An 18693-nucleotide genomic window follows, 5' to 3' on the forward strand; every position below is an offset into this window, starting at 1 on the left:
TTCGGGCGCTTTTTTTATTTTATTTTTACGGGGTAAAAAATGCCACAGCAGCTTATGAAATTACTCCAGAAGAGTTATCCGCACCTGGCGGCGATTGCCGGGTTTGTCCTGATTTCACTCGTTTATTTTTATCCCGTATTGCAGGGCAAGAAGATGTTCCAGTCAGACATCGCCCAATATACCGGCATGGCCAAGGAACAGAATGATTTCCGTTTGGCCGAGCATGCCGAACCCTACTGGACCAATTCGGCTTTCGGCGGCATGCCTACCTACCAGTTGGGCGCGCAGTATCCGCATGATTACATCGGGAAGCTAGACGACATGCTGCGTTTTTTGCCGCGTCCGGCCGATTATCTTTTCCTGTATTTCCTTGGCTTTTACGTACTGTTGATGGTTTTGAAGACCGATCCGCTCAAGGCGTTTTTCGGCGCGTTGGCCTTCGGGTTGTCCACCTATATGATTGTCATCCTGGGCGTCGGCCACAATGCCAAGGCGCACGCCATTGCGTATATGCCGATGGTGATCGCGGGCGTATTGATGGTGTTTAAACGGCGTTACATTGCCGGCGGATTATTGACGTTGTTTGCCGCGGCCCTGGAGATCAATGCGAACCACTTCCAGATGACGTATTATTTGCTGTTGTTGCTCTTGCCCATCGTCGTATATTATTTCTGGAAATACATCAAAGCGAAGGAATTCAAACCGCTGCTGACGGCACTCGGCGTGTTCGTCGTGGCTGGGATTGTCGCCATCGGGACAAACGCCGCAAACTTGATGGCTACTGCAGAATACACCGATTTTTCGATGCGTGGCAAAAGCGAGTTGACATACAATGCCGATGGCACGAAGGACAACACGACCTCGGCCATGAAATACGATTACATCACCGAGTACAGCTATGGCCTGGCCGAGAGTTTTAACCTGATTGCGCCGCGCTTGTTCGGTGGCGGAAACGGCGAAGAACTCGGCCCGGACAGCGAATCGTACAAATACGTCATCAGCCAAGGCGGGTCAGATGCAGAGGCGCGCGAATTTACCACAAGGCTTCCGATTTATTGGGGCCAGCAGCCTATTGTGGCCGCGCCTGCCTATATCGGTGCGGTGGTGTTTTTCCTTTTTGTGTTGGCACTTTTCAGTGATAAGCGCAGGATCAAATGGGCATTCCTGGCGGCCGCGATTCTTTCGTTGTTGCTATCCTGGGGCAAGAATTTCCCGGCGCTCACCAATTTCTTTATCGATCATGTGCCGCTGTACGACAAGTTCCGCGCGGTGTCGTCTATACAAGTGATCCTGGAATTGTGCATTCCGGTGCTGGCCATCATGGGCTTGCAGTCGTTCTTTAAGGAAGAAGACAAAGCCCGCCAATGGAAACATTTGTGGCAGGCGGGCGCCGTGGCATTAGGCGTTATCGTCTTGTTGTTCTTGGGCAAGGGCATGTTTGATTTTGCGGGCATGCGCGACGACCAATTGCGTGGCGGCGAAATCGGGGATACGTTGCTCAACATCGTCAAGTCTGACCGGAAAAGTTTGTATTCGGCCGATCTGCTTCGTTCCGGCTTCCTGATCCTGTTGGCTTTCGGCGCGTTGTGGCTCGCCCACAAAGACAAGCTTAAGCAAACGGTGGCGGTTGTGGTTGTCGGGCTGATTATGGTTTCAGATTTATTTTTCATCGACAAGAAATACGTCAAGAATGACGACCGTACGTTTGCGAGTGCGCTCCAGATCGACCAGCCGTTCCAGCCTACGGAAGCCGACATGATGATCCTGAAAGACCAAAGCCATTATCGCGTCTATGATGTTTTCGGCAGGTTGGAAGGCCGCGCGTCTTATTTCCACAAAGCCGTGGGCGGTTACAGCGCCGTGCGGCCACGACGGATGGACCAGTTGTTCGAATACCAGATCGACAAGAAATTGGGCGAAGCGATGAAGTCAGTCGATACGGCCACTTTGGCGCTCACGCGAAGCGTTCCGGTCATGGACATGCTCAACATCAAATACCTGATTTTCCAGACCAACGACGGCAGTAGCGTCCCGGTGACCAACCCGTTCGCCTACGGCAATGCTTGGTTCGTGGACAATGTACGCACCGTGGCCAGTGCCGATGCCGAAATGAAAGCGCTCGGCGAAACCGATTTGCGCAAAACTGCCATCGTCAACAAAGCCGACGTGCCGGGTATCCAGTTGCCTGCTCCGGTAGCCGCCCGCGATACCGTGTCGTCCATCAAGCTTGACCAGTACAAATCGAACTATGCCAAATACACTACTTCGAACGATGTCAGGCAGTTGGCGGTATTTTCCGAGATGTATTACCCGAAAGGCTGGAATGCGTACATCGACGGAAAGCTCACGCCGCATTTCCGCGCGAATTATGTCTTGCGTGCCATGGAAATCCCGGCGGGCAAGCATACCGTAGAATTCAAGTTTGAACCCGAAGTCGTAGCCACCGGAGGAACCATCTCGTTGGTGAGTTTCCTCGGCGCGATGCTGCTGCTCATCGGCGGCGTGTATGTGCGAAGGAAAAAAATCGCTTCGGCCATCGTCGTCTCGTAATATTAAAACAACTGTGCCGTGCATAAAAAAGTACTGATCATCACGTATTATTGGCCACCCGCCGGCGGACCCGGTGTGCAGCGGTGGCTGAAATTCGTGAAGTACTTGCCTGAATTCGGCTTTGACCCGATTGTGTACATCCCCGAAAACCCGACGTATCCGATCATAGACGAGGCGTTGGCGGCTGAGGTTTCGCGCGATGTAAAAATCATCCGCCGCAAAATATTCGAGCCATACGGTTTGGCCGCGTGGCTGACCGGAAAAGGCACGAAGCGGATTTCGTCTGGCATCATCCCGAGCAACCACAAACAAACACCGTTGGAAAAGTTGTCCTTGTGGATCCGGGGCAATTTGTTCATCCCGGATGCGCGCCGTTTCTGGGTTAGGCCATCGGTGAGATTTTTACGAAAGTACATCCAGGAAGAAAACATCCACACGGTAATTACGACCGGACCGCCGCACAGCCTACACCTGATTGGTTTGCGGTTGAAAGCCACGCTGGACATCCGTTGGATTGCAGATTTCCGCGATCCGTGGACGAGCATCGGCTACCACAAATCCTTGAAATTGACGCCTTTTTCGGAAGATTTGCATAAATCGCTAGAGGAAAAAGTACTCAATGCCGCAGATCAGATCATCGTGACGAGCCAATCCACCAAACAGGAATTCCGCGACATCACGACCAAACCGATTGCCGTCATCACCAATGGTTATGATGTGGCGCTCGGGAAAAGCGATGTGCTGGATGCGCGTTTTAGTTTGGCGCACATCGGTTCTTTGCTTTCGGAAAGAAACCCGACCGTGTTGTGGCAAGTGCTGGCTGAATTGGTCCGGGAACTTCCCGGTTTCGCCGACGATTTGGAACTGAAACTCATCGGCACGGTAAGCAACGACGTTTTGCTGGACATTCATCGTTACGACCTCGACCCGCACGTGAACCACATGGGCTACGTGCCGCACCACGAAGCGGTGAAACACCAGAAACAGTCGCAGGTTTTGTTGCTGATTGAGATCAATTCCGTGGAAACCAAAAGCATCATTCCCGGAAAGTTATTTGAATACATGGTGTCCGGCCGACCCATCGTCGCCATTGGCCCGACGGGTTCAGATTTCGCGCCGATTGTTGCCCAAACCCATACGGGCGTTTTCGTTGATTATTCCGAAAAGGCCAAACTCAAGGAAACCATTGTTGATTTTTACCAACGGTACAAAAGTGGAAATCTGTCTGTGGAAGCGCTCGGCATTGACCAGTATTCCCGTAAGAACCTGACGGCCAGTCTTGCCGAATTGCTGCGCTGATGGGCATCGTCGGGAAACAGTCCATCAGGAACACCATTGTTACGTACATCGGTTTTGCGATCGGGGCGGTCAATGCGTTGTACATGTATCCGATTTTTCTCGGAGAGACATTCTACGGACTGACGAATTTCATCTTGTCGTCGGCCAACATCATGATGCCGCTGATGGCCTTCGGGGTACACAATACGATGGTGAAATTCTATTCGGGCTACAAGACCGAGGAAGAAAAGTCTTCATTTTTGACCTTTATGCTGTTCTTGCCGTTGCTGTTCATCGTTCCCGTGATGCTCATCGGTTTGTCGTTCCAAGAAGACATTGCAGCATTGCTGTCTCAACGGAACGCCATCATTCACGACTATGTTTGGATGATTCCGGTTATCGGACTGTGTATGGGCTATTTCGAGATTTTTTACGCCTGGGTGAAAGTACATTTCAAGTCGGTGTATGGGAGTTTTTTGCGTGAAGTCCTGTTGCGCGTATTTATGTCTTTCTTTTTAATCGCGGTATACCAAAGTTGGCTCACACCAGTCCAGTTCATATATGCCAGTGTCTGGATTTACGTAGCGATAACGGTTATGATGATCGTTTCGGCGTTTCGGGTAAAAAAACCTGTGTTCACTATGCGTTTTCCGGCCGTCAAGAAGCCGTTGTTCGTGTACTCGCTGTTCATTATTTTTTCGGGCAGTGTGGCCAATTTGCTACTCGATATTGACAAGTTTATGCTATCGCAATATATCAACATCAATAATGTCGCGTATTATTCCGTGGCGGTTTTCATTACGTTGGTGATTGCCGTTCCGAGCCGGGCGATGCACCAAATCGCGTATCCGCTTACGGCCAAACTGATGACTGAAAATAAAATGGACGAACTGAACAGTTTTTATAAGAAGACATCAATCAGTCTGCAAATTGTAGGTGGTTTTGTTTTTCTTGCCATCTTGGTCAATATCAAACAGGTCTATCTGTTGTTACCCGCCAAGTATTCCGGCGGCATATTCGTCGTGTTTACCATCGGGCTTTCCAAATACTTAGACTTGATTTTGGGCAACAACAACGCGATCATTTTCAATTCGAAATACTACCGGATGGTGTTGTTCCTAGGCCTGATGCTCGGCATTTTCGCGATTGGGCTGAATATGGTGCTGATCCCCAAATTTGGTATCAACGGCGCAGCGGTGGCGACGTTATTGGCCGTGACATTGTACATTTCGGCGAAACTGATGTTCGTGGTGTTCAAGATGAAGCTTTTTCCGTTCACCAGGCAAACCGTGTATTCGCTGTTTGTTTCCGTGGCAGTATTTTTCCTGTTTTATTATTGGGATTTCGGGTATCATCCGCTGGTCAATATCTTGCTCAAATCTGCGTTGCTGACCGTGGTGTACGTCTATGCGAATTATAAGCTCAAATTGTCGTCCGACCTGAATGAAGTCATGGACAAAGTCATCGGCCGGTTCAGGCCATAAAACAGAAAACCCGCCGTATCTTCAACAGCGGGCTTTCGAACAAACCAAATAAACCAATCAATTATATTATGACGGCAGCGCATTTTCAAGATGCATGCCAAAGCGCAAACGGCCGTGTATTTTTTGAAAAATTTAGCAGTCCTGCACCGCATTAGTTCGTAACTTTAAACAACAACCAAATTCCAAACCCGATGAAACACAGCCAGCCTGCCAGCAAAAGGAACTTTTTCGAGACCTTCGCCACCAAAGTCACCAAAGCCACCGGATCTACGCCGGTATTCATTACCGCGTTCGCCGTTGTCTTGATTTGGGCCTTGACCGGGCCGATTTTCGACTACTCCGAAACCTGGCAACTCGTCATCAATACTGGCACGACCATCATTACGTTCCTGATGGTATTCCTGATCCAGAAAACGCAGAACAAAGACTCGCTGGCCATACAGCTCAAACTCAACGAATTGGTGGCATCGAGCCGGTCTGCCAGTAACCGGCTGGTTGATGTGGAAGATCTGACCGAAGAGGAAATGGAAGTCTTGAAGAAATTCTACATGAAACTGGCCACGTTGTCCAAAAAAGAAAGTGCGCTGCGGCTGTCGCATTCCATTGACGAAGCCGAGGAAAAGCACCGGGAAAAAACCAAAGCCACGAAAGCACCGCAAAAGGGAAAAACAAAGCAGGCGAGCGCTGCTACCGAGAAAGAAGCGTCGGCTAAAAAGCGCAAGCCGCGCCGCAAACCGCGTCCGAAACAGGACAATCCAGAGAAAGAATAACTACAACTTCTCTTTTAAGTATTTCGCCGTCACCGAATCTTTGTTCTTGACGATGTCTTCAGGCGTTCCGGTGGCCAGGATGCGCCCGCCGTTTTCGCCGCCTTCCGGGCCGAGGTCGATGATCCAATCGGCGCACTTGATCAAATCAAGGTTGTGTTCAATGACGATGATGGAATGGCCTTTCTCCAGCAGCGCGTCGAACGACGCCAGCAATTTGTTGATGTCGTGGAAATGTAACCCGGTCGTGGGTTCATCGAAAACAAACAACGCCTTGTCTTTTGTGGCGCCTTTCACCAGGAACGACGCGAGTTTGATGCGTTGCGCCTCGCCGCCTGAAAGCGTTGCAGAGGATTGTCCGAGTTGTACATAACCCAAGCCGACGTCTTGCAGCGGCTGTAATTTCTGGATGATTTTGGTTTGCTTGTGTTCCTTGAAGAACGACACGGCATTGTCTATGGTCATCGTCAGGACGTCGTCGATGTTTTTGCCTTCGAACATGACTTCGAGCACTTCTTTCTTGAAACGCTTGCCTTTACAGGTTTCGCATTCCAGTTGGACGTCGGCCATGAACACCATTTCCACGTTGATCGAGCCTTCGCCTTTGCAGGTTTCGCAGCGGCCGCCGTCTACGTTGAACGAAAAATGCTTGGCTTGATACCCGCGGATTTTCGAGAGTTTTTCCTTGGCGAACAAATCCCGGATGTCGTCATAGGCTTTGATATACGTGACCGGATTGGAACGTGAACTGCGCCCGATCGGGTTTTGGTCTACGTATTCAATGTGCCGGATTTTGTGGTAATGCCCGCGCAATTCGGTGAACTGGCCGGCTTTTTCGCCCACGCCTTCCAATTGCTTCTGCATGGCCGGGAACAGGATTTTTTTGACCAGCGTACTTTTGCCGCTGCCTGAAACGCCCGTAATCACGGCCAGAGTTTCGAGCGGGAACTTCACATCGACGTTCTGCAGGTTGTTTTCGCGTGCGCCGAGGATTTCGATGTATGCGCCAGATTTACGTCTGGTGCGCGGTACTTTGATTTCACGCTTGCCATTGAGGTATTCTGCGGTCAACGAGTCTGATTTCAGGATGTCCTTGAACGTGCCCTGCGCCACCAATCGTCCGCCATGCGTACCGGCTTCCGGGCCGATGTCAATAATCATGTCGGCTGCTTTCATGATGTCTTCGTCGTGTTCAACGACGATTACGGTATTGCCCAAATCGCGCAACGATTCCAAGACCTTGATGAGTTTTTCGGTGTCTTTCGGATGCAACCCGATGCTGGGTTCGTCCAGAATATACATCGACCCGACGAGAGAGCTGCCGAGCGATGTTGCCAGATTGATGCGTTGCGATTCGCCGCCGGAAAGTGTCGCGGAGTTTCGGTTTAGCGTCAAATAATCGAGCCCGACTTGCGAGAGGAATTGCAGGCGGTTGTTGATTTCGATGAGCAACCGTTTGGCGATGACCGCATCGTGTTCAGACAACTTCAGTTTCTTGAAGAAATCGACCAGTTTTGCGATGGGCATGTCGACAAGGTCAGAAATGGTGCGGCCGCCCACTTGTACGTAATTGGCTTCGGGCCGCAGCCGTTTCCCTTTGCAGGCGTGGCATTTCGTCTTTCCACGGTAACGGGACAGCATCACGCGGTTCTGGATTTTGTAGTTTTTCGCTTCGAGTTCGGCGAAGAAATCATGCAGGCCGGTGAAATAACTGTTGCCTTTCCAGACAAGTTCCTTTTGGGCTTCGGTCAATTCAAAAAACGGCTTGTGTATCGGGAAATCGAATTTATAGGCGTTGTTCACCAATTGGTCGCGGTACCAGCCCATGCTTTCGCCGCGCCACGGGTAAATCGCATTTTCGTAGACTGATAATCCGGTGTTCGGGACGACGAGTTCAGGGTCGATGCCGATGATGTTGCCGTAACCTTCGCAAAGCGGGCACGCGCCGTATGGGTTATTGAAACTGAACAGGTGCACGTTCGGTTCCAGGAACGACATGCCGTCGAGCGCAAAATTGTTGCTGTATTCCGTGCGCTTTTTCGTGCCGACTTCCTGCAGGTAACACACGCCTTTGCCTTCATAGAACGCGGCCTGGACGGCGTCGGCGAGCCGGTTGTAGAATTCCTCCTCGTGCTTGACTACGATGCGGTCTATGATAAGCAGGATGTCTTTGTCGTCGAGGGAATGCGCGTCGAGTTCATCGAGACGCACCATGTCGTTACCCACCAGAATCCTGATGAAACCCTGGTGCAACAGCGCCTTGAGTTTGTCTTCGAGCGCGCGGCCTTTCTCCAGATGGATCGGCGCGAGGAGCAACCATTTGCTTTCCGGGTCGAATTGCTTGACATCGGTGATGACATCCGAAACCGTATCCTTTTTGACTTCCTTGCCCGATACCGGAGAAATCGTTTTGCCGACGCGGGCAAAGAGCAGCTTCAGGTAATCGTAGATTTCGGTGGATGTGCCCACGGTAGAACGCGCGTTGGTCGTATTGACTTTTTGTTCGATGGCGATGGCCGGCGCGATGCCTTTGATGTAATCCACTTTCGGTTTGTTGAGCCTGCCCAGGAATTGCCGTGCGTAAGACGATAGGCTTTCCACGTATCGGCGTTGCCCTTCGGCGTACAACGTATCGAACGCCAAGCTTGATTTCCCCGAACCCGACAGCCCTGTGATCACGACCAATTGGTTGCGCGGAATGGCCACGTCCACATTTTTGAGGTTGTGCAATTGCGCGCCCTTGATGATGATATTTTTTTTCGGTTCGAGTTGGGAAATGTCTGGCTTCATGAAAAAAAACGATGAACGCAAAGATAATCAAAAGCCGCGTTGCATCTGGAAAGTGTTAACACGCTTTTGTCAACACAGGGTTTAAAATTCCTTTAACTTTTCATCGGACAGAATAATATGATGTTTATCAGCGTTATTGCATTGTAAGTGTTAATTTTTTGTCATAATTTGGAAGTACAGAAGATTATCCGTTACATTTGGCTTAAATAATCCACAAAAAACATTTGCCTATACCAGAGCTCTACTTTTTAGAACAAGATTAAAGATTTTTAACCCAAAACTAAAAGGTACGACTATGGCACATGTTCACACCCCAGACGCCGTATTGGTCAAAAATTATGTAGCTGGCGATGAGAGCGCGCTGGCGGTATTGATCAACAGGCACCAATCCAAGATTTATGGGTTTATCTACTCGAAGATTGCAGACCGCGATGTTTCGGACGATATCTTCCAGGACACTTTCATCAAAGTCATTAAGACGTTGAAATCGAATTCGTATAACGAGGAAGGTAAATTCTTGCCTTGGGTTATGCGTATCGCGCACAACTTGATCGTAGACCACTTCCGACGCAATAAGAAAATGCCGATGTTTCGCGAAACCGAGGAGTTTTCGATCTTCTCGATCATGTCGGACAACGCGCCCAACATCGAAACCCAAATCATCTCCTCGCAAGTCGAGAACGACCTGCAGAAGCTCATCGAGGAGTTGCCGCAAGACCAGCGCGACGTTTTGGTGATGCGGATGTATCAGGATTTGAGTTTCAAGGAAATCTCCGAAATCACGGGCGTCAGCATCAACACGGCGCTCGGCCGGATGCGGTACGCGCTGATGAATTTGCGCAAGGTCATTGAGAAACACAATATTATTTTGACCAACTGACAATATTTTGAAAAGCTTGCCGTTGTAAAGGAAATCCAACCTAACAATATGGCAAAACTTTACTCTAAGAATGTGTTAGCTGCCCCAAAAATGTTACCCAAAAAAGAAACGATTAAATTCCTGTTGAGCTATTCGCAGGCCCTGAGCATCGTCAAAGTAGGGAAAATGCGTTTCGAATGCGTAGCTAACTAAAAAGATATCCCGGTGTAAGCCGGGATTTTTTTTGACCACGAATTCACGAATTCCCAATGTGTGTAATTCGCGAATTCGTGGTTTATTTTTTCTTTGTTATCTCGGCAATGACTTCTTTTCTCCCGATGGCAGCGGTGATGATGTCCTTTTCCAAAGACCAGCCGCGCGCCGGAGAATATTCGCGTCCGTAGTAAATGATTTGTAGGTGCAATTTGTTCCAGCTTTCTTCGGGGAACAAGGCTTTTGCATCGCGTTCGGTTTGTTCGACGCTTTTCCCGCTTGATAGATTCCAACGGTACATCATGCGGTGGATGTGCGTATCCACCGGAAATGCCGGTACACCGAATGCCTGAGACATCACCACGCTCGCCGTCTTATGGCCCACTGCGGGCAAGGCTTCGAGCGCTGCGAAACTTTGCGGGACTTCTCCATCATATTTGTCGATCAAGATATTGGACAATCCATAAATGCCTTTTGATTTCATCGGCGAAAGTCCGCACGGGCGGATGATGTCCTGGATTTCTTCGACCGACATTTTCACCATGTCATACGGATTGTCGGCCTTTGCAAACAGTAGCGGCGTGATCTGGTTCACGCGGACATCGGTGCATTGGGCAGATAACAACACGGCGATCAACAACGTGTAAGCGTCTTTGTGATCGAGCGGAATCGGAACCACCGGATACAATCGTTCCAAGGTTTCCATCGCGAATCTGGCGCGTTCTTTTTTTGTCATGACGGTTTTTGAAACTAGTTTTGTTTTATATTTGTAAAAAAAGATTAAACAAAATTATGCATACACTTAAAGCGGGCGACAAAGCCCCAGCCTTCGAAAGCAAAGATCAGGACGGAAAATTACACAAACTTTCAGACTACGCAGGTAAAAAATTGGTCGTTTTCTTTTATCCGGCCGCCGACACGCCAACCTGTACTACCGAAGCCTGCAACCTGCGCGACAATTACGAGCGGTTCATCGCGAAGAATTATGCTATCTTGGGCGTGAGTCCGGATACCGAGAAAAAACAAGGAAAATTTGCATCCAAGTACAATTTGCCGTTCCCTTTGTTGGCCGATGAGAACCGTTCGGTGATTGAGGCCTTCGGGGTTTGGGGACCGAAGAAATTCATGGGCCGGTTGTTCGACGGGTTGCACCGCACCACATTCATCATCGACGAGAAAGGCATCATAGAAGAAGTGATCTCCGACGTGAAATCAAAAATGCACGCCGACCAGATTCTACATGCGTAAAAAAAACAAAGCCGCGAATCCATTAGAATTTGCGGCTTTGTATTTTTTCAACCAGCGTTACACGTGGCGTCAATTCGTGTTTTCTTCCAACTCGCGTTTCGGATCAAAGTCAAAAAGTTGGTGTTTCTTGATGATTGACGCGATGCCTTCCGGAAGCATTTCTTCCCAACCGGGCTGGCCTTTTCCAATCATCTTCAAGACTTCACGCGAGAATATCTTCAGCGTATGCGGGTCGAAATCCTCGATGTCGATCACCTTGCCGTTGAATTTGAAGAACTTGTACAATTCCTTCATCCTCGGATGCACTTTCAGGTTTTCCGAATTGATGATTTCGCCTTCTTCGCCAAGCATCGGGTAGAGGAAGACCTTCAAATCGCGGTAGAACAATTTGCCGAAAGCTTCCAGGATGCCGCCGCTCAGGTGTCGGTAGTATTTTTCGTCGAAAATGTCGATCAGGTTGTTCACACCCATCGCCAATCCCATGCGGGCTTTGGTGTAGGCCGAGAAATATTCCACGACTTTATAGTATTCCTGAAAGTTCGAAATCATTACGGTTTGGCCCAATCGGCAAAGCAATTCAGCCCGGTCCATGAAGTCGCGCTCGTCGATTTCACCGTCAGAACGAAGGTTTGACAGGGTAATCTCGAAAATCACCAGCGTATTTTCTTTTTCGACCTTGCTTTCCTCGAGGAACATTTTCAATGATTTCTCGTACATGTCCATGTTGACCTTGGTCACCGGACGGAAACTGCCGCGCAAGGCCAGGATATTTTTCTTGTAAAGTACGGCGGCCGGCAGAATGTTGTTGCCTTGCGGATCGAACATTACGGCGTCGGTCATGCCATTTTTCACCAATTGCAGGCTCATCAGTCGGTTGTCGACATCGGCGAAACGCGGCCCGGAAAAATTGATGGTATCAATCTCAATCTGGTCTTTGTCCAAATGGTCGTACAAATAACGCAACAATTTCTTCGGATCGTTGTATTTGTAGAACGCGCCATAAATCAGGTTTACGCCCAAAATACCAAGTGTTTCCTGTTGCAATCTGGCGTCGTTTTCCTTGAAACGGATGTGCAGGATGATTTCGTTGTAGTCTTCGTCTGGCTCGAGTTGGTATTTGATCCCGACCCAGCCGTGGCCTTTGAACTGTTTGGCGAAATCAATCGTAGCAACGGTGTTGGCGTAACTAAAGAACAATTTCCCGGGATGTTTGTCGCGGCTCAATCGTTTCTCGATCAGGTTGACCTCGTGCGACAACATTTTCTTCAAACGGCTTTCGGTGACATAACGGCCATCTGTTTCTGAGCCGTAAATCGCATCACTAAAGTCTTTATCGTAGGCAGACATGGCTTTCGCAATCGTACCCGACGAACCGCCAGAACGGAAAAAATGCCTTACGGTTTCTTGTCCGGCGCCAATTTCGGCGAACGTGCCATAAATGTTTTCATTGAGGTTGATGCGAAGGGCTTTGTCTCTGAGCGAAGGAATTTGCTCAATGACTTTGTCGCCTTTCAGTCTGATTTCGGTAGCCATTTTTTTTGTTTCGCTTACTTGGATTACAAAGTTAGTAATTAACGGCATCTGTTAAAGAAGAATTGTCCTATTTTTGTAAAAAAATAACACGCTTGAAGGTTTATTTTCTGGGTACGGGAACTTCGCAGGGCATTCCGGTCATCGGCTCCGACGACCCGGTTTGCCACAGTGCAGACCCGCGCGACACCAGGCTTCGCGTATCGGTTTGGATCCATGCCGATGAGTTTTCCCTCGTGATAGACTGCGGCCCGGATTTCCGCCAGCAAATGTTGGCCAGCCGCTGCCGCCGTATCGATGCGCTGCTTTTCACCCACGAACATGCAGACCATACCGCCGGGATCGATGACATCCGGCCGTTCAATTTCCGTCAAGGCAACTTGCCGATTTTTGCGCACCGCCGCGTCCTGGACAACCTGAAGCGCCGTTTTGACTACGTGTTTGAAACCGAGAATCGCTATCCCGGCGCGCCGTCGGTAAAGGCTGTCGAAGTGCAAAACAACCGTCCATTTTCGGTGGCCGGACAAGAAATTATCCCGATCGATGTCATGCACGGCAACCTGCAGGTTTTTGGCTACCGCATCGGGGATTTCGCGTACTTGACCGACGTGAAGACCATCGCCCGACCTGAAATCGAGAAGTTGAGAAACCTGAAAGTATTGGTTGTGAATGCGCTGCGCGAAGAACCTCACGACACACATTTCAACCTGGCCGAAGCATTGGATTTCATCGAAACCATCAAGCCCGAGCGCGCTTACCTGACGCACATCAGCCACAGAATGGGTTTCCACGCCGATGTCGAAAAACGATTGCCTGCCCATGTTTTCCTCGCTTACGATAACTTAGAAATCACTATTTAATTACCATGAAACGATCGCTTTTACTGTATTTGTTTATCCTTGCCGTTTTGATGAATATTTTTACTTACGCGTACTTCAGCAGGAAGAACGCCGCCGAGCAGCCGAAAACCGCCGGCGATGCCACCGAAGTCCAAAAACTGAAAGACAGCATTGATGTCATGTACAACAAATGGGTCGATGCGGATTATTTTTCCCTTGAACGCGACCAGAACGCCCAGGATTACATCGTCAACAACAACCTTGACAAAATTGTCCCGTATGACCAATTCACGACTGTCGTAACCGAACAACTCATGTCTTACAACGACAAGCCTGAAGGCAATCCGTACATCGGGCAACAGCAATTGGGCGAACGGAAGTTTATCGTCAACAAGGCAAAATTGCTCAACCACCGCTGGCTCATCGCCGACTATTCGGACGGCACATTTTGGGGCGTGGCGCTCATCAAATACTTCATCAACGAGGACAAAACGGTGAGTTTTGAGAACATGGAAAGCTTCCTTTATACCAAACAATGAGAAATATTTTAGGCCTTCTGGTGTTTTTGGTGTTCGCCTGCGGAAAGAAAGAAACCGAGCAGGTGTCAAATTCAAAGGATGCGGTTGCCACTGTAGATTCCGTCTCACCTGCGCCGATAGTTGGCGCCGACGAGGATGCACATGGCTGCAAAACGTCCGCGGGCTACACGTGGTCTTTCGTTAAGAATGAATGTGTACGGATTTTTGAAGCGGGAACGGCGCTCAAGCCCGTCGATACGAGTGGCGTGCAAATGGCCGCTTTCGTTATTTTCGAGGGCGACAAAGCCGAACTTTTCGTCCAGACCGAAAAACCTTTAATCTTGATGCGCAAGGCTGAAGGCGAACCGTTCACTGGGGCCGGCTGGCAACTGATTCCGTGGAAAGGTTACGTGCTTAAGAAAGACGGCAAAATCCTGTATACCGGGAAATAATCAGCGTTTGAGCCACGCCAGCAGGTCGTAGAAATTCTGCGGCGCTACCCCGTGCCCGACAGGATATTCCTTATAAACCGATTCGATGCCGAGTTTGTCTAGTTCAGGTTTGGCTTTCCGCGCCCAATCCACCGGAATGACTTGGTCTGCGCTGCCGTGTGAAATGAACATTTTCAGTTGGCTGAAGTCATTTTCCCTAAAACCTTCAACGGCGATGTCTTCATTGAGATAACCGCTCATGGCTACCACGCGCCGTATTTTTTGAGGGTGCGACAACGCCGCGGCATAGCCCAGGATGCAACCTTGGCTGAAACCCACCAGCGTAACATCTTCCGCATCTATTGGGTATTGCGCCGTCAATTCATCAATAAATTGCAACACCAGATCACGCGATTGGCGCGCTTCGGCAATGTCCGAGAATTTGTTTTCGTCCGCATCGAAATTAATCGCATACCACGCATAACCATAAGGCGGCAAACCGTACGGCGCGCGGGCTGAAATCACGTAGTATTCGTCGGGAAGTTCACTGGCGAATGAAAACAGATCTTCCTCGTTGCTGCCGTATCCGTGCAAGAGCAAGAGCAACGGGTTTTTACCTTTCTTGGTTTTTGGTTCGCGGACCAGGTGAAATAGTGAGAATGCCATTAGAGCCGTTTAAAGAATTTCTGGAAAAAAATACCCAATATCGGGATCAAGTGGTAGCGGCCTTGCAGCGCACCGATGAATCCGTAAAGCCACAAGACGAAAAAGAATCCCCAAAAGCCTGCGGTGATGCCGATATTGTCAAACCATCCCACGACGAATCCCAGCAGGAGCGAGGCAAACGAAAGCCCCAATGCCTGACGGATGTGGAACGAGGCAAACGCTTTTTTGTCGTCGTTGTTGATGGACATGGCGATCAACGCGCCAATAACGGTGCAATAACTTAAAACAGCCAATGATTTTCCCTGCTTGTCTTCATCTTTCATTACAAAATTAGTTTGTTGTTGTTGTAAATGCCGTAGGCGCGGCCGGCCATCTTGCTACCCAAAAACGCGGAATTCTTTGATTTGGAAGCCACGTGTTCTTTGCCGAAAACCCAAGTTTCATCTGGATTGAACAGCGTCAGGTTGGCAGATGCGCCAATAGTAATGGAAGTTGGGGCGAGGCCGAAAATATTCCTTCCGGCGGTTAGTTTTTCGATGACGGCTTCCAGCGGCAGCACGGTCATGAGCGCGCCGAAAATACTTTCGAGGCCAATGGTACCGTTTTTAGCGAGGTCGAATTCCATCTTCTTGTGTTCGATGTCAATCGGGTTGTGGTCTGAGGTGATGCAGTCGATGGTGCCGTCTTTCACCGCTTTGACCAGTGCTTTACGGTCGGCGTCGTTGCGCAATGGTGGCGAAACTTTGTAGCGGGTATCGAATCCTTCGAGCTTTTCGTCGGTGAGCGTCAAGTGGTGCGCCGCCACACTGCAAGTGACGCGTAATCCTCTGGCTTTGGCTTCCTTGATGAGCTGTACCGATTTTGGCGTAGATACGGTCGGGATGTGCAACCTGCCGCCGGTGTATTCCAAAAGGAACAAGTTCCGGGCGATCTGGATTTCCTCGGCCAGCGCCGGGATGCCTTTTAAGCCAAGTTTCGTGGCTGCGATGCCTTCGTTCGCGACACCGCTTCCTTTGAGCTGCGCGTCCTGAGCAAAAGCCACGACCAAACCGTCGAAATCCTGCGTGTATTGCAAGGCTATTTTCAACAAATTCGGATTGTCGATGTTTTTATTGTAGTCGCCAAACGCCACGGCACCGGCATTCTTCATGTCGAATAATTCGGCGAGGTCTTTCCCTTCGCTGTTTTTCGTCAGCGCACCGATCGGGTACAAGCTGGTCGCCGATCGATCCGCTTTCTCCCGGACGAAACGAATGGCTTGTTGGTTGTCGGCCACAGGGAAACCGTTGGGCTGCAACGCGATGCCCGTAAAACCGCTATTGGCCGCCACCTGTAAACCGTGGTCTATCGTCTCGCGTTCTTCAAATCCCGGTTCGCCCAAGGAAACGCTGGTGTCAAACCATCCGGTAGAAACGTGCAGATTTTTAAGTGTTATTTCCTGGTATTTGCCGGGATTGTCGATTTTCTTGCCGATGGCTTCAATCGCATCGCCCGAAATCCGGATGTCGGCAACCTTGTTGTGCCAATCGCTGCTCGGGTCGATAATCGTGGCTTGCCTCAGGATCAGTTTCATTTGACGAATTTTTGGATGAGTATTTCAAGAACCAGGAAAAGCAGGGCCAAGATAACAAACCATTTCCAAAGTTCGTTGTCGGTACGCCCGGAAAGCATGTCGTCCATGACTTGGTCTATGCTCGATACGGCTTTGCATTCGGCCAGTACGTCTGGGTTGGCGCTGTTCAGGTCGCCTTCGGTGCGCGCGTAATTAAAACTGATTTCCTTTTGCAATTCCGTCTGTTTATACACGCCGTAATTTCCGGAAACCGTCGGCAACCCATTAAAATTGAGCTTCACCTTGCCCGAAAGCAGTTGTTGCACTGGAATGAACGCGTCGCTTTTGCCCTTGATGTTCACGATTTCGTCTCTGCCGAGCGCAATGTCCAGCACGAGTGGGTTGTCGTCGCCAATGGTGATGCTGCTGATGCCGGTCTTGCCGCCCGTAGCCGCCATGTTGTAGAACGTCGGGACGATGAGCGGCGAATTCTGTAAATTGCTGTTGTCTTTGTTGATGGGCGCCGTGAACACATACACCGACGATACCGGATTGGCCAACGCCAGCAAGAATGCACTTTGGTCGTCAAAAGCCAACACGGGCGCCGCACCGCTATTCACGGCGAACGACGATTTTACTTCCGGATACTGGAAATTATCGATTTTCTTCTCGAAAACCGTGGCGTACAGCGGATGCCCGAACGCGATTTTCGTCACCAGTTTCTTGCCGTCGCGCAACGCGTTGAATTTGACGTTACCCCACGAGGCAAGTAAATTGTTCAGGTTGGCCAAACTGGTTTCCGTGGATGGAATGACGACCAAATTGCCGCCTTTCTCCACGAACGATTTCAATGTGGTTTGCAACGCTTGCGGAATATCAGCCAATTCATTGAGCACGATGGCGTCTTGCTTGTCGATGGTGTTGTAGTCCAGTGAAGGCAGGTCAAACTGTGCATAAATAAATTCGTCCGGCGTGTAAATCCGGGACAGAAACGCGCACTTGTCTGAAGTGCCAATGGCCAGTACATTGATTTTCTTCGGCTTTGAAATGCTGAAATACAAGGTGTTGTCGTATTCCAGGCTGTTGTCCGAAATTTGTACGTAGCCGTGGAAATCGTCTTTCGGGATCGTAAAGTTTACGGTTTTGGCCTTTGCGTCGAACTTCAATTGCGTCTTGGCGATGAGTTTCTCGCGGTTGTACAATGCAATCGGGACATCGCCGAAGTCTTCGCCATAAGCCGAAAGTTTCACCGCAATCTCATAGAAGTTGTCCAGCACCTGCGACACGAATACGCTGTCGGCCGAAACGTTGTTTTTCTGTTGCGCCTCAGGCACGATCGCATAGGCATTCGCTTCCCCGATACTTTTGGCTTCGCTGGCCTGCAGCCCGACGGCATCGGTAATGATTACGATGTCACGGCCGGTTTGCGACGGGCGCGACTTGATCTTCGCCATCGCACTTTCCAGGGAGAACGCCGTGGGCGAATAGTTCAGGTTCTGCAGGTCTTTCCGGACCGATTTGATGTCTGTATTCCAAAACGTTTCCGAATTCGTCACCAGCGAAAAACTGCGGTTGTCCGGCGTGTGTTCGAGCAAATCTTCCACGGCGCGGCGCATCAATTCGCCTTTCTGCCCTTTGGCCTGCATCGAAAAGGAGTTGTCTAAGACGATGTACATTTCGTTCGTGGCGTTCTTGCTGTCTTTCGCTTCGAAAAACGGCTGCGCGAAGGCAAAAATCAATGCGGCGAGCAACAACAATCGCGTGGCCAGCAGCAGGTATTTCTTGAGTTTGGAGCTTTTGCGCGTCTGGACAGACAGTTCTTTCAGGAAACGCACGTTGGTGAACAGTTCTTTCTTGAACCGGCGCAACTGGAACAAATGCACCAAGATCGGGATGATCAACAAGAAAAGGAACCAGAGAATTTCAGGATGTTTAAAGTGCATTCCGGCTTAAGGATGCGGCGTCATT

Annotated in this window: 16 protein-coding genes; 9 read left to right on the forward strand and 7 right to left on the reverse strand. The window is 49.8% G+C overall.

Translation table 11 applies throughout. The annotated features are described in order from the left end of the window. The first annotated feature begins 54 nt into the window (after positions 1 to 54). The 4 genes from ACM9J1_RS00160 (at position 55) to ACM9J1_RS00175 (ending at position 6082) form a co-directional block, all read left to right on the forward strand. Entirely contained in the window at positions 55 to 2550 is a 2496-nt protein-coding gene (locus ACM9J1_RS00160; protein WP_415579784.1) for a YfhO family protein, read from the forward strand. Between the two features lie 18 nt (positions 2551 to 2568). Further along, the gene (locus ACM9J1_RS00165) at positions 2569 to 3849 is read left to right on the forward strand and encodes a glycosyltransferase family 4 protein (RefSeq protein WP_415579785.1); all 1281 of its coding nucleotides are present in this window, start codon (positions 2569 to 2571) and stop codon (positions 3847 to 3849) included. Continuing rightward, on the forward strand, positions 3849 to 5312 hold the full coding sequence (locus ACM9J1_RS00170) for an oligosaccharide flippase family protein (RefSeq protein ID WP_415579787.1): 1464 nt from the start codon (positions 3849 to 3851) through the stop codon (positions 5310 to 5312). The genes ACM9J1_RS00165 and ACM9J1_RS00170 overlap by 1 nt, the downstream gene beginning before the upstream one ends. Positions 5313 to 5503: 191 nt before the next feature. After that, complete coding sequence (locus ACM9J1_RS00175; protein WP_415579789.1) at positions 5504 to 6082, forward strand: low affinity iron permease family protein; 579 nt, start codon at positions 5504 to 5506, stop codon at positions 6080 to 6082. Here the strand turns inward: ACM9J1_RS00175 and uvrA are convergent, their stop codons facing one another. Then, complete coding sequence (gene uvrA, locus ACM9J1_RS00180) at positions 6083 to 8869, reverse strand: excinuclease ABC subunit UvrA (RefSeq protein WP_415579790.1); 2787 nt, start codon at positions 8867 to 8869, stop codon at positions 6083 to 6085. A gap of 295 nt (positions 8870 to 9164) precedes the next feature. Between uvrA and ACM9J1_RS00185 the strand changes: the two genes are divergently transcribed. Then, a complete protein-coding gene (locus ACM9J1_RS00185) occupies positions 9165 to 9749 on the forward strand; it encodes an RNA polymerase sigma factor (RefSeq protein ID WP_415579791.1) in 585 nt (194 codons plus the stop codon). Positions 9750 to 10023: 274 nt separating this feature from the next. Here the strand turns inward: ACM9J1_RS00185 and ACM9J1_RS00190 are convergent, their stop codons facing one another. Continuing rightward, on the reverse strand, positions 10024 to 10677 hold the full coding sequence (locus ACM9J1_RS00190) for an endonuclease III domain-containing protein (protein WP_415579792.1): 654 nt from the start codon (positions 10675 to 10677) through the stop codon (positions 10024 to 10026). A gap of 56 nt (positions 10678 to 10733) precedes the next feature. Here ACM9J1_RS00190 and bcp point away from each other — a divergent pair, with 56 nt between their 5' ends. Then, positions 10734 to 11189 carry a thioredoxin-dependent thiol peroxidase gene (bcp, locus tag ACM9J1_RS00195; protein ID WP_415579793.1) on the forward strand — a complete coding sequence of 152 codons (456 nt, stop codon included), beginning with the start codon at positions 10734 to 10736 and terminating at the stop codon, positions 11187 to 11189. 69 nt (positions 11190 to 11258) lie between these two features. Here the strand turns inward: bcp and ACM9J1_RS00200 are convergent, their stop codons facing one another. Beyond that, entirely contained in the window at positions 11259 to 12722 is a 1464-nt protein-coding gene (locus ACM9J1_RS00200) for a TonB-dependent receptor (RefSeq protein WP_415579794.1), read from the reverse strand. A 92-nt stretch (positions 12723 to 12814) separates the two neighbouring features. On the opposite strand from ACM9J1_RS00200, the gene ACM9J1_RS00205 reads away from it, so the two are divergent. The 3 genes from ACM9J1_RS00205 to ACM9J1_RS00215 are packed head-to-tail and all read left to right on the forward strand — an operon-like array spanning position 12815 to position 14528. Beyond that, positions 12815 to 13579, forward strand: a complete 765-nt coding sequence (locus tag ACM9J1_RS00205) for an MBL fold metallo-hydrolase (protein ID WP_415579796.1) — start codon at positions 12815 to 12817, stop codon at positions 13577 to 13579. Between the two features lie 5 nt (positions 13580 to 13584). After that, complete coding sequence (locus tag ACM9J1_RS00210) at positions 13585 to 14097, forward strand: hypothetical protein (RefSeq protein ID WP_415579797.1); 513 nt, start codon at positions 13585 to 13587, stop codon at positions 14095 to 14097. After that, entirely contained in the window at positions 14094 to 14528 is a 435-nt protein-coding gene (locus ACM9J1_RS00215) for a hypothetical protein (RefSeq protein WP_415579798.1), read from the forward strand. Before ACM9J1_RS00210 ends, ACM9J1_RS00215 begins: the two co-directional genes overlap by 4 nt. Here ACM9J1_RS00215 and ACM9J1_RS00220 read toward each other — a convergent pair whose 3' ends face one another. From ACM9J1_RS00220 to ACM9J1_RS00235, 4 genes are read right to left on the reverse strand one after another with little or no spacing between them, the layout of a single operon-like run. After that, positions 14529 to 15173 (reverse strand): alpha/beta hydrolase, encoded by a 645-nt coding sequence (locus ACM9J1_RS00220; protein ID WP_415579800.1) that lies wholly within the window; start codon positions 15171 to 15173, stop codon positions 14529 to 14531. Beyond that, positions 15173 to 15496: a hypothetical protein gene (locus tag ACM9J1_RS00225; protein WP_415579801.1), complete on the reverse strand. Its 324-nt coding sequence runs from the start codon at positions 15494 to 15496 to the stop codon at positions 15173 to 15175. The genes ACM9J1_RS00220 and ACM9J1_RS00225 overlap by 1 nt, the downstream gene beginning before the upstream one ends. Beyond that, entirely contained in the window at positions 15496 to 16746 is a 1251-nt protein-coding gene (locus tag ACM9J1_RS00230; RefSeq protein WP_415579802.1) for a dihydroorotase, read from the reverse strand. Before ACM9J1_RS00230 ends, ACM9J1_RS00225 begins: the two co-directional genes overlap by 1 nt. Next, on the reverse strand, positions 16743 to 18668 hold the full coding sequence (locus ACM9J1_RS00235; RefSeq protein ID WP_415579803.1) for a vWA domain-containing protein: 1926 nt from the start codon (positions 18666 to 18668) through the stop codon (positions 16743 to 16745). Before ACM9J1_RS00235 ends, ACM9J1_RS00230 begins: the two co-directional genes overlap by 4 nt. Positions 18669 to 18693: the final 25 nt, after the last annotated feature.

The organism is Flavobacterium longum (genome assembly GCF_965137575.1).
GTDB classification, from domain to species: domain Bacteria; phylum Bacteroidota; class Bacteroidia; order Flavobacteriales; family Flavobacteriaceae; genus Flavobacterium; species Flavobacterium longum.

Bases quoted from the DNA above. Each gene is read 5' to 3' on its own strand.
- ACM9J1_RS00160 (WP_415579784.1), top strand. From the start codon at position 55: ATGAAATTACTCCAGAAGAGTTATCCGCACCTGGCGGCGATTGCCGGG.
- ACM9J1_RS00170 (WP_415579787.1), top strand. From the start codon at position 3,849: ATGGGCATCGTCGGGAAACAGTCCATCAGGAACACCATTGTTACGTAC.
- ACM9J1_RS00175 (WP_415579789.1), top strand. From the start codon at position 5,504: ATGAAACACAGCCAGCCTGCCAGCAAAAGGAACTTTTTCGAGACCTTC.
- uvrA (WP_415579790.1), bottom strand. From the start codon at position 8,869: ATGAAGCCAGACATTTCCCAACTCGAACCGAAAAAAAATATCATCATC.
- ACM9J1_RS00185 (WP_415579791.1), top strand. From the start codon at position 9,165: ATGGCACATGTTCACACCCCAGACGCCGTATTGGTCAAAAATTATGTA.
- ACM9J1_RS00190 (WP_415579792.1), bottom strand. From the start codon at position 10,677: ATGACAAAAAAAGAACGCGCCAGATTCGCGATGGAAACCTTGGAACGA.
- bcp (WP_415579793.1), top strand. From the start codon at position 10,734: ATGCATACACTTAAAGCGGGCGACAAAGCCCCAGCCTTCGAAAGCAAA.
- ACM9J1_RS00200 (WP_415579794.1), bottom strand. From the start codon at position 12,722: ATGGCTACCGAAATCAGACTGAAAGGCGACAAAGTCATTGAGCAAATT.
- ACM9J1_RS00210 (WP_415579797.1), top strand. From the start codon at position 13,585: ATGAAACGATCGCTTTTACTGTATTTGTTTATCCTTGCCGTTTTGATG.
- ACM9J1_RS00215 (WP_415579798.1), top strand. From the start codon at position 14,094: ATGAGAAATATTTTAGGCCTTCTGGTGTTTTTGGTGTTCGCCTGCGGA.
- ACM9J1_RS00220 (WP_415579800.1), bottom strand. From the start codon at position 15,173: ATGGCATTCTCACTATTTCACCTGGTCCGCGAACCAAAAACCAAGAAA.
- ACM9J1_RS00225 (WP_415579801.1), bottom strand. From the start codon at position 15,496: ATGAAAGATGAAGACAAGCAGGGAAAATCATTGGCTGTTTTAAGTTAT.
- ACM9J1_RS00230 (WP_415579802.1), bottom strand. From the start codon at position 16,746: ATGAAACTGATCCTGAGGCAAGCCACGATTATCGACCCGAGCAGCGAT.
- ACM9J1_RS00235 (WP_415579803.1), bottom strand. From the start codon at position 18,668: ATGCACTTTAAACATCCTGAAATTCTCTGGTTCCTTTTCTTGTTGATC.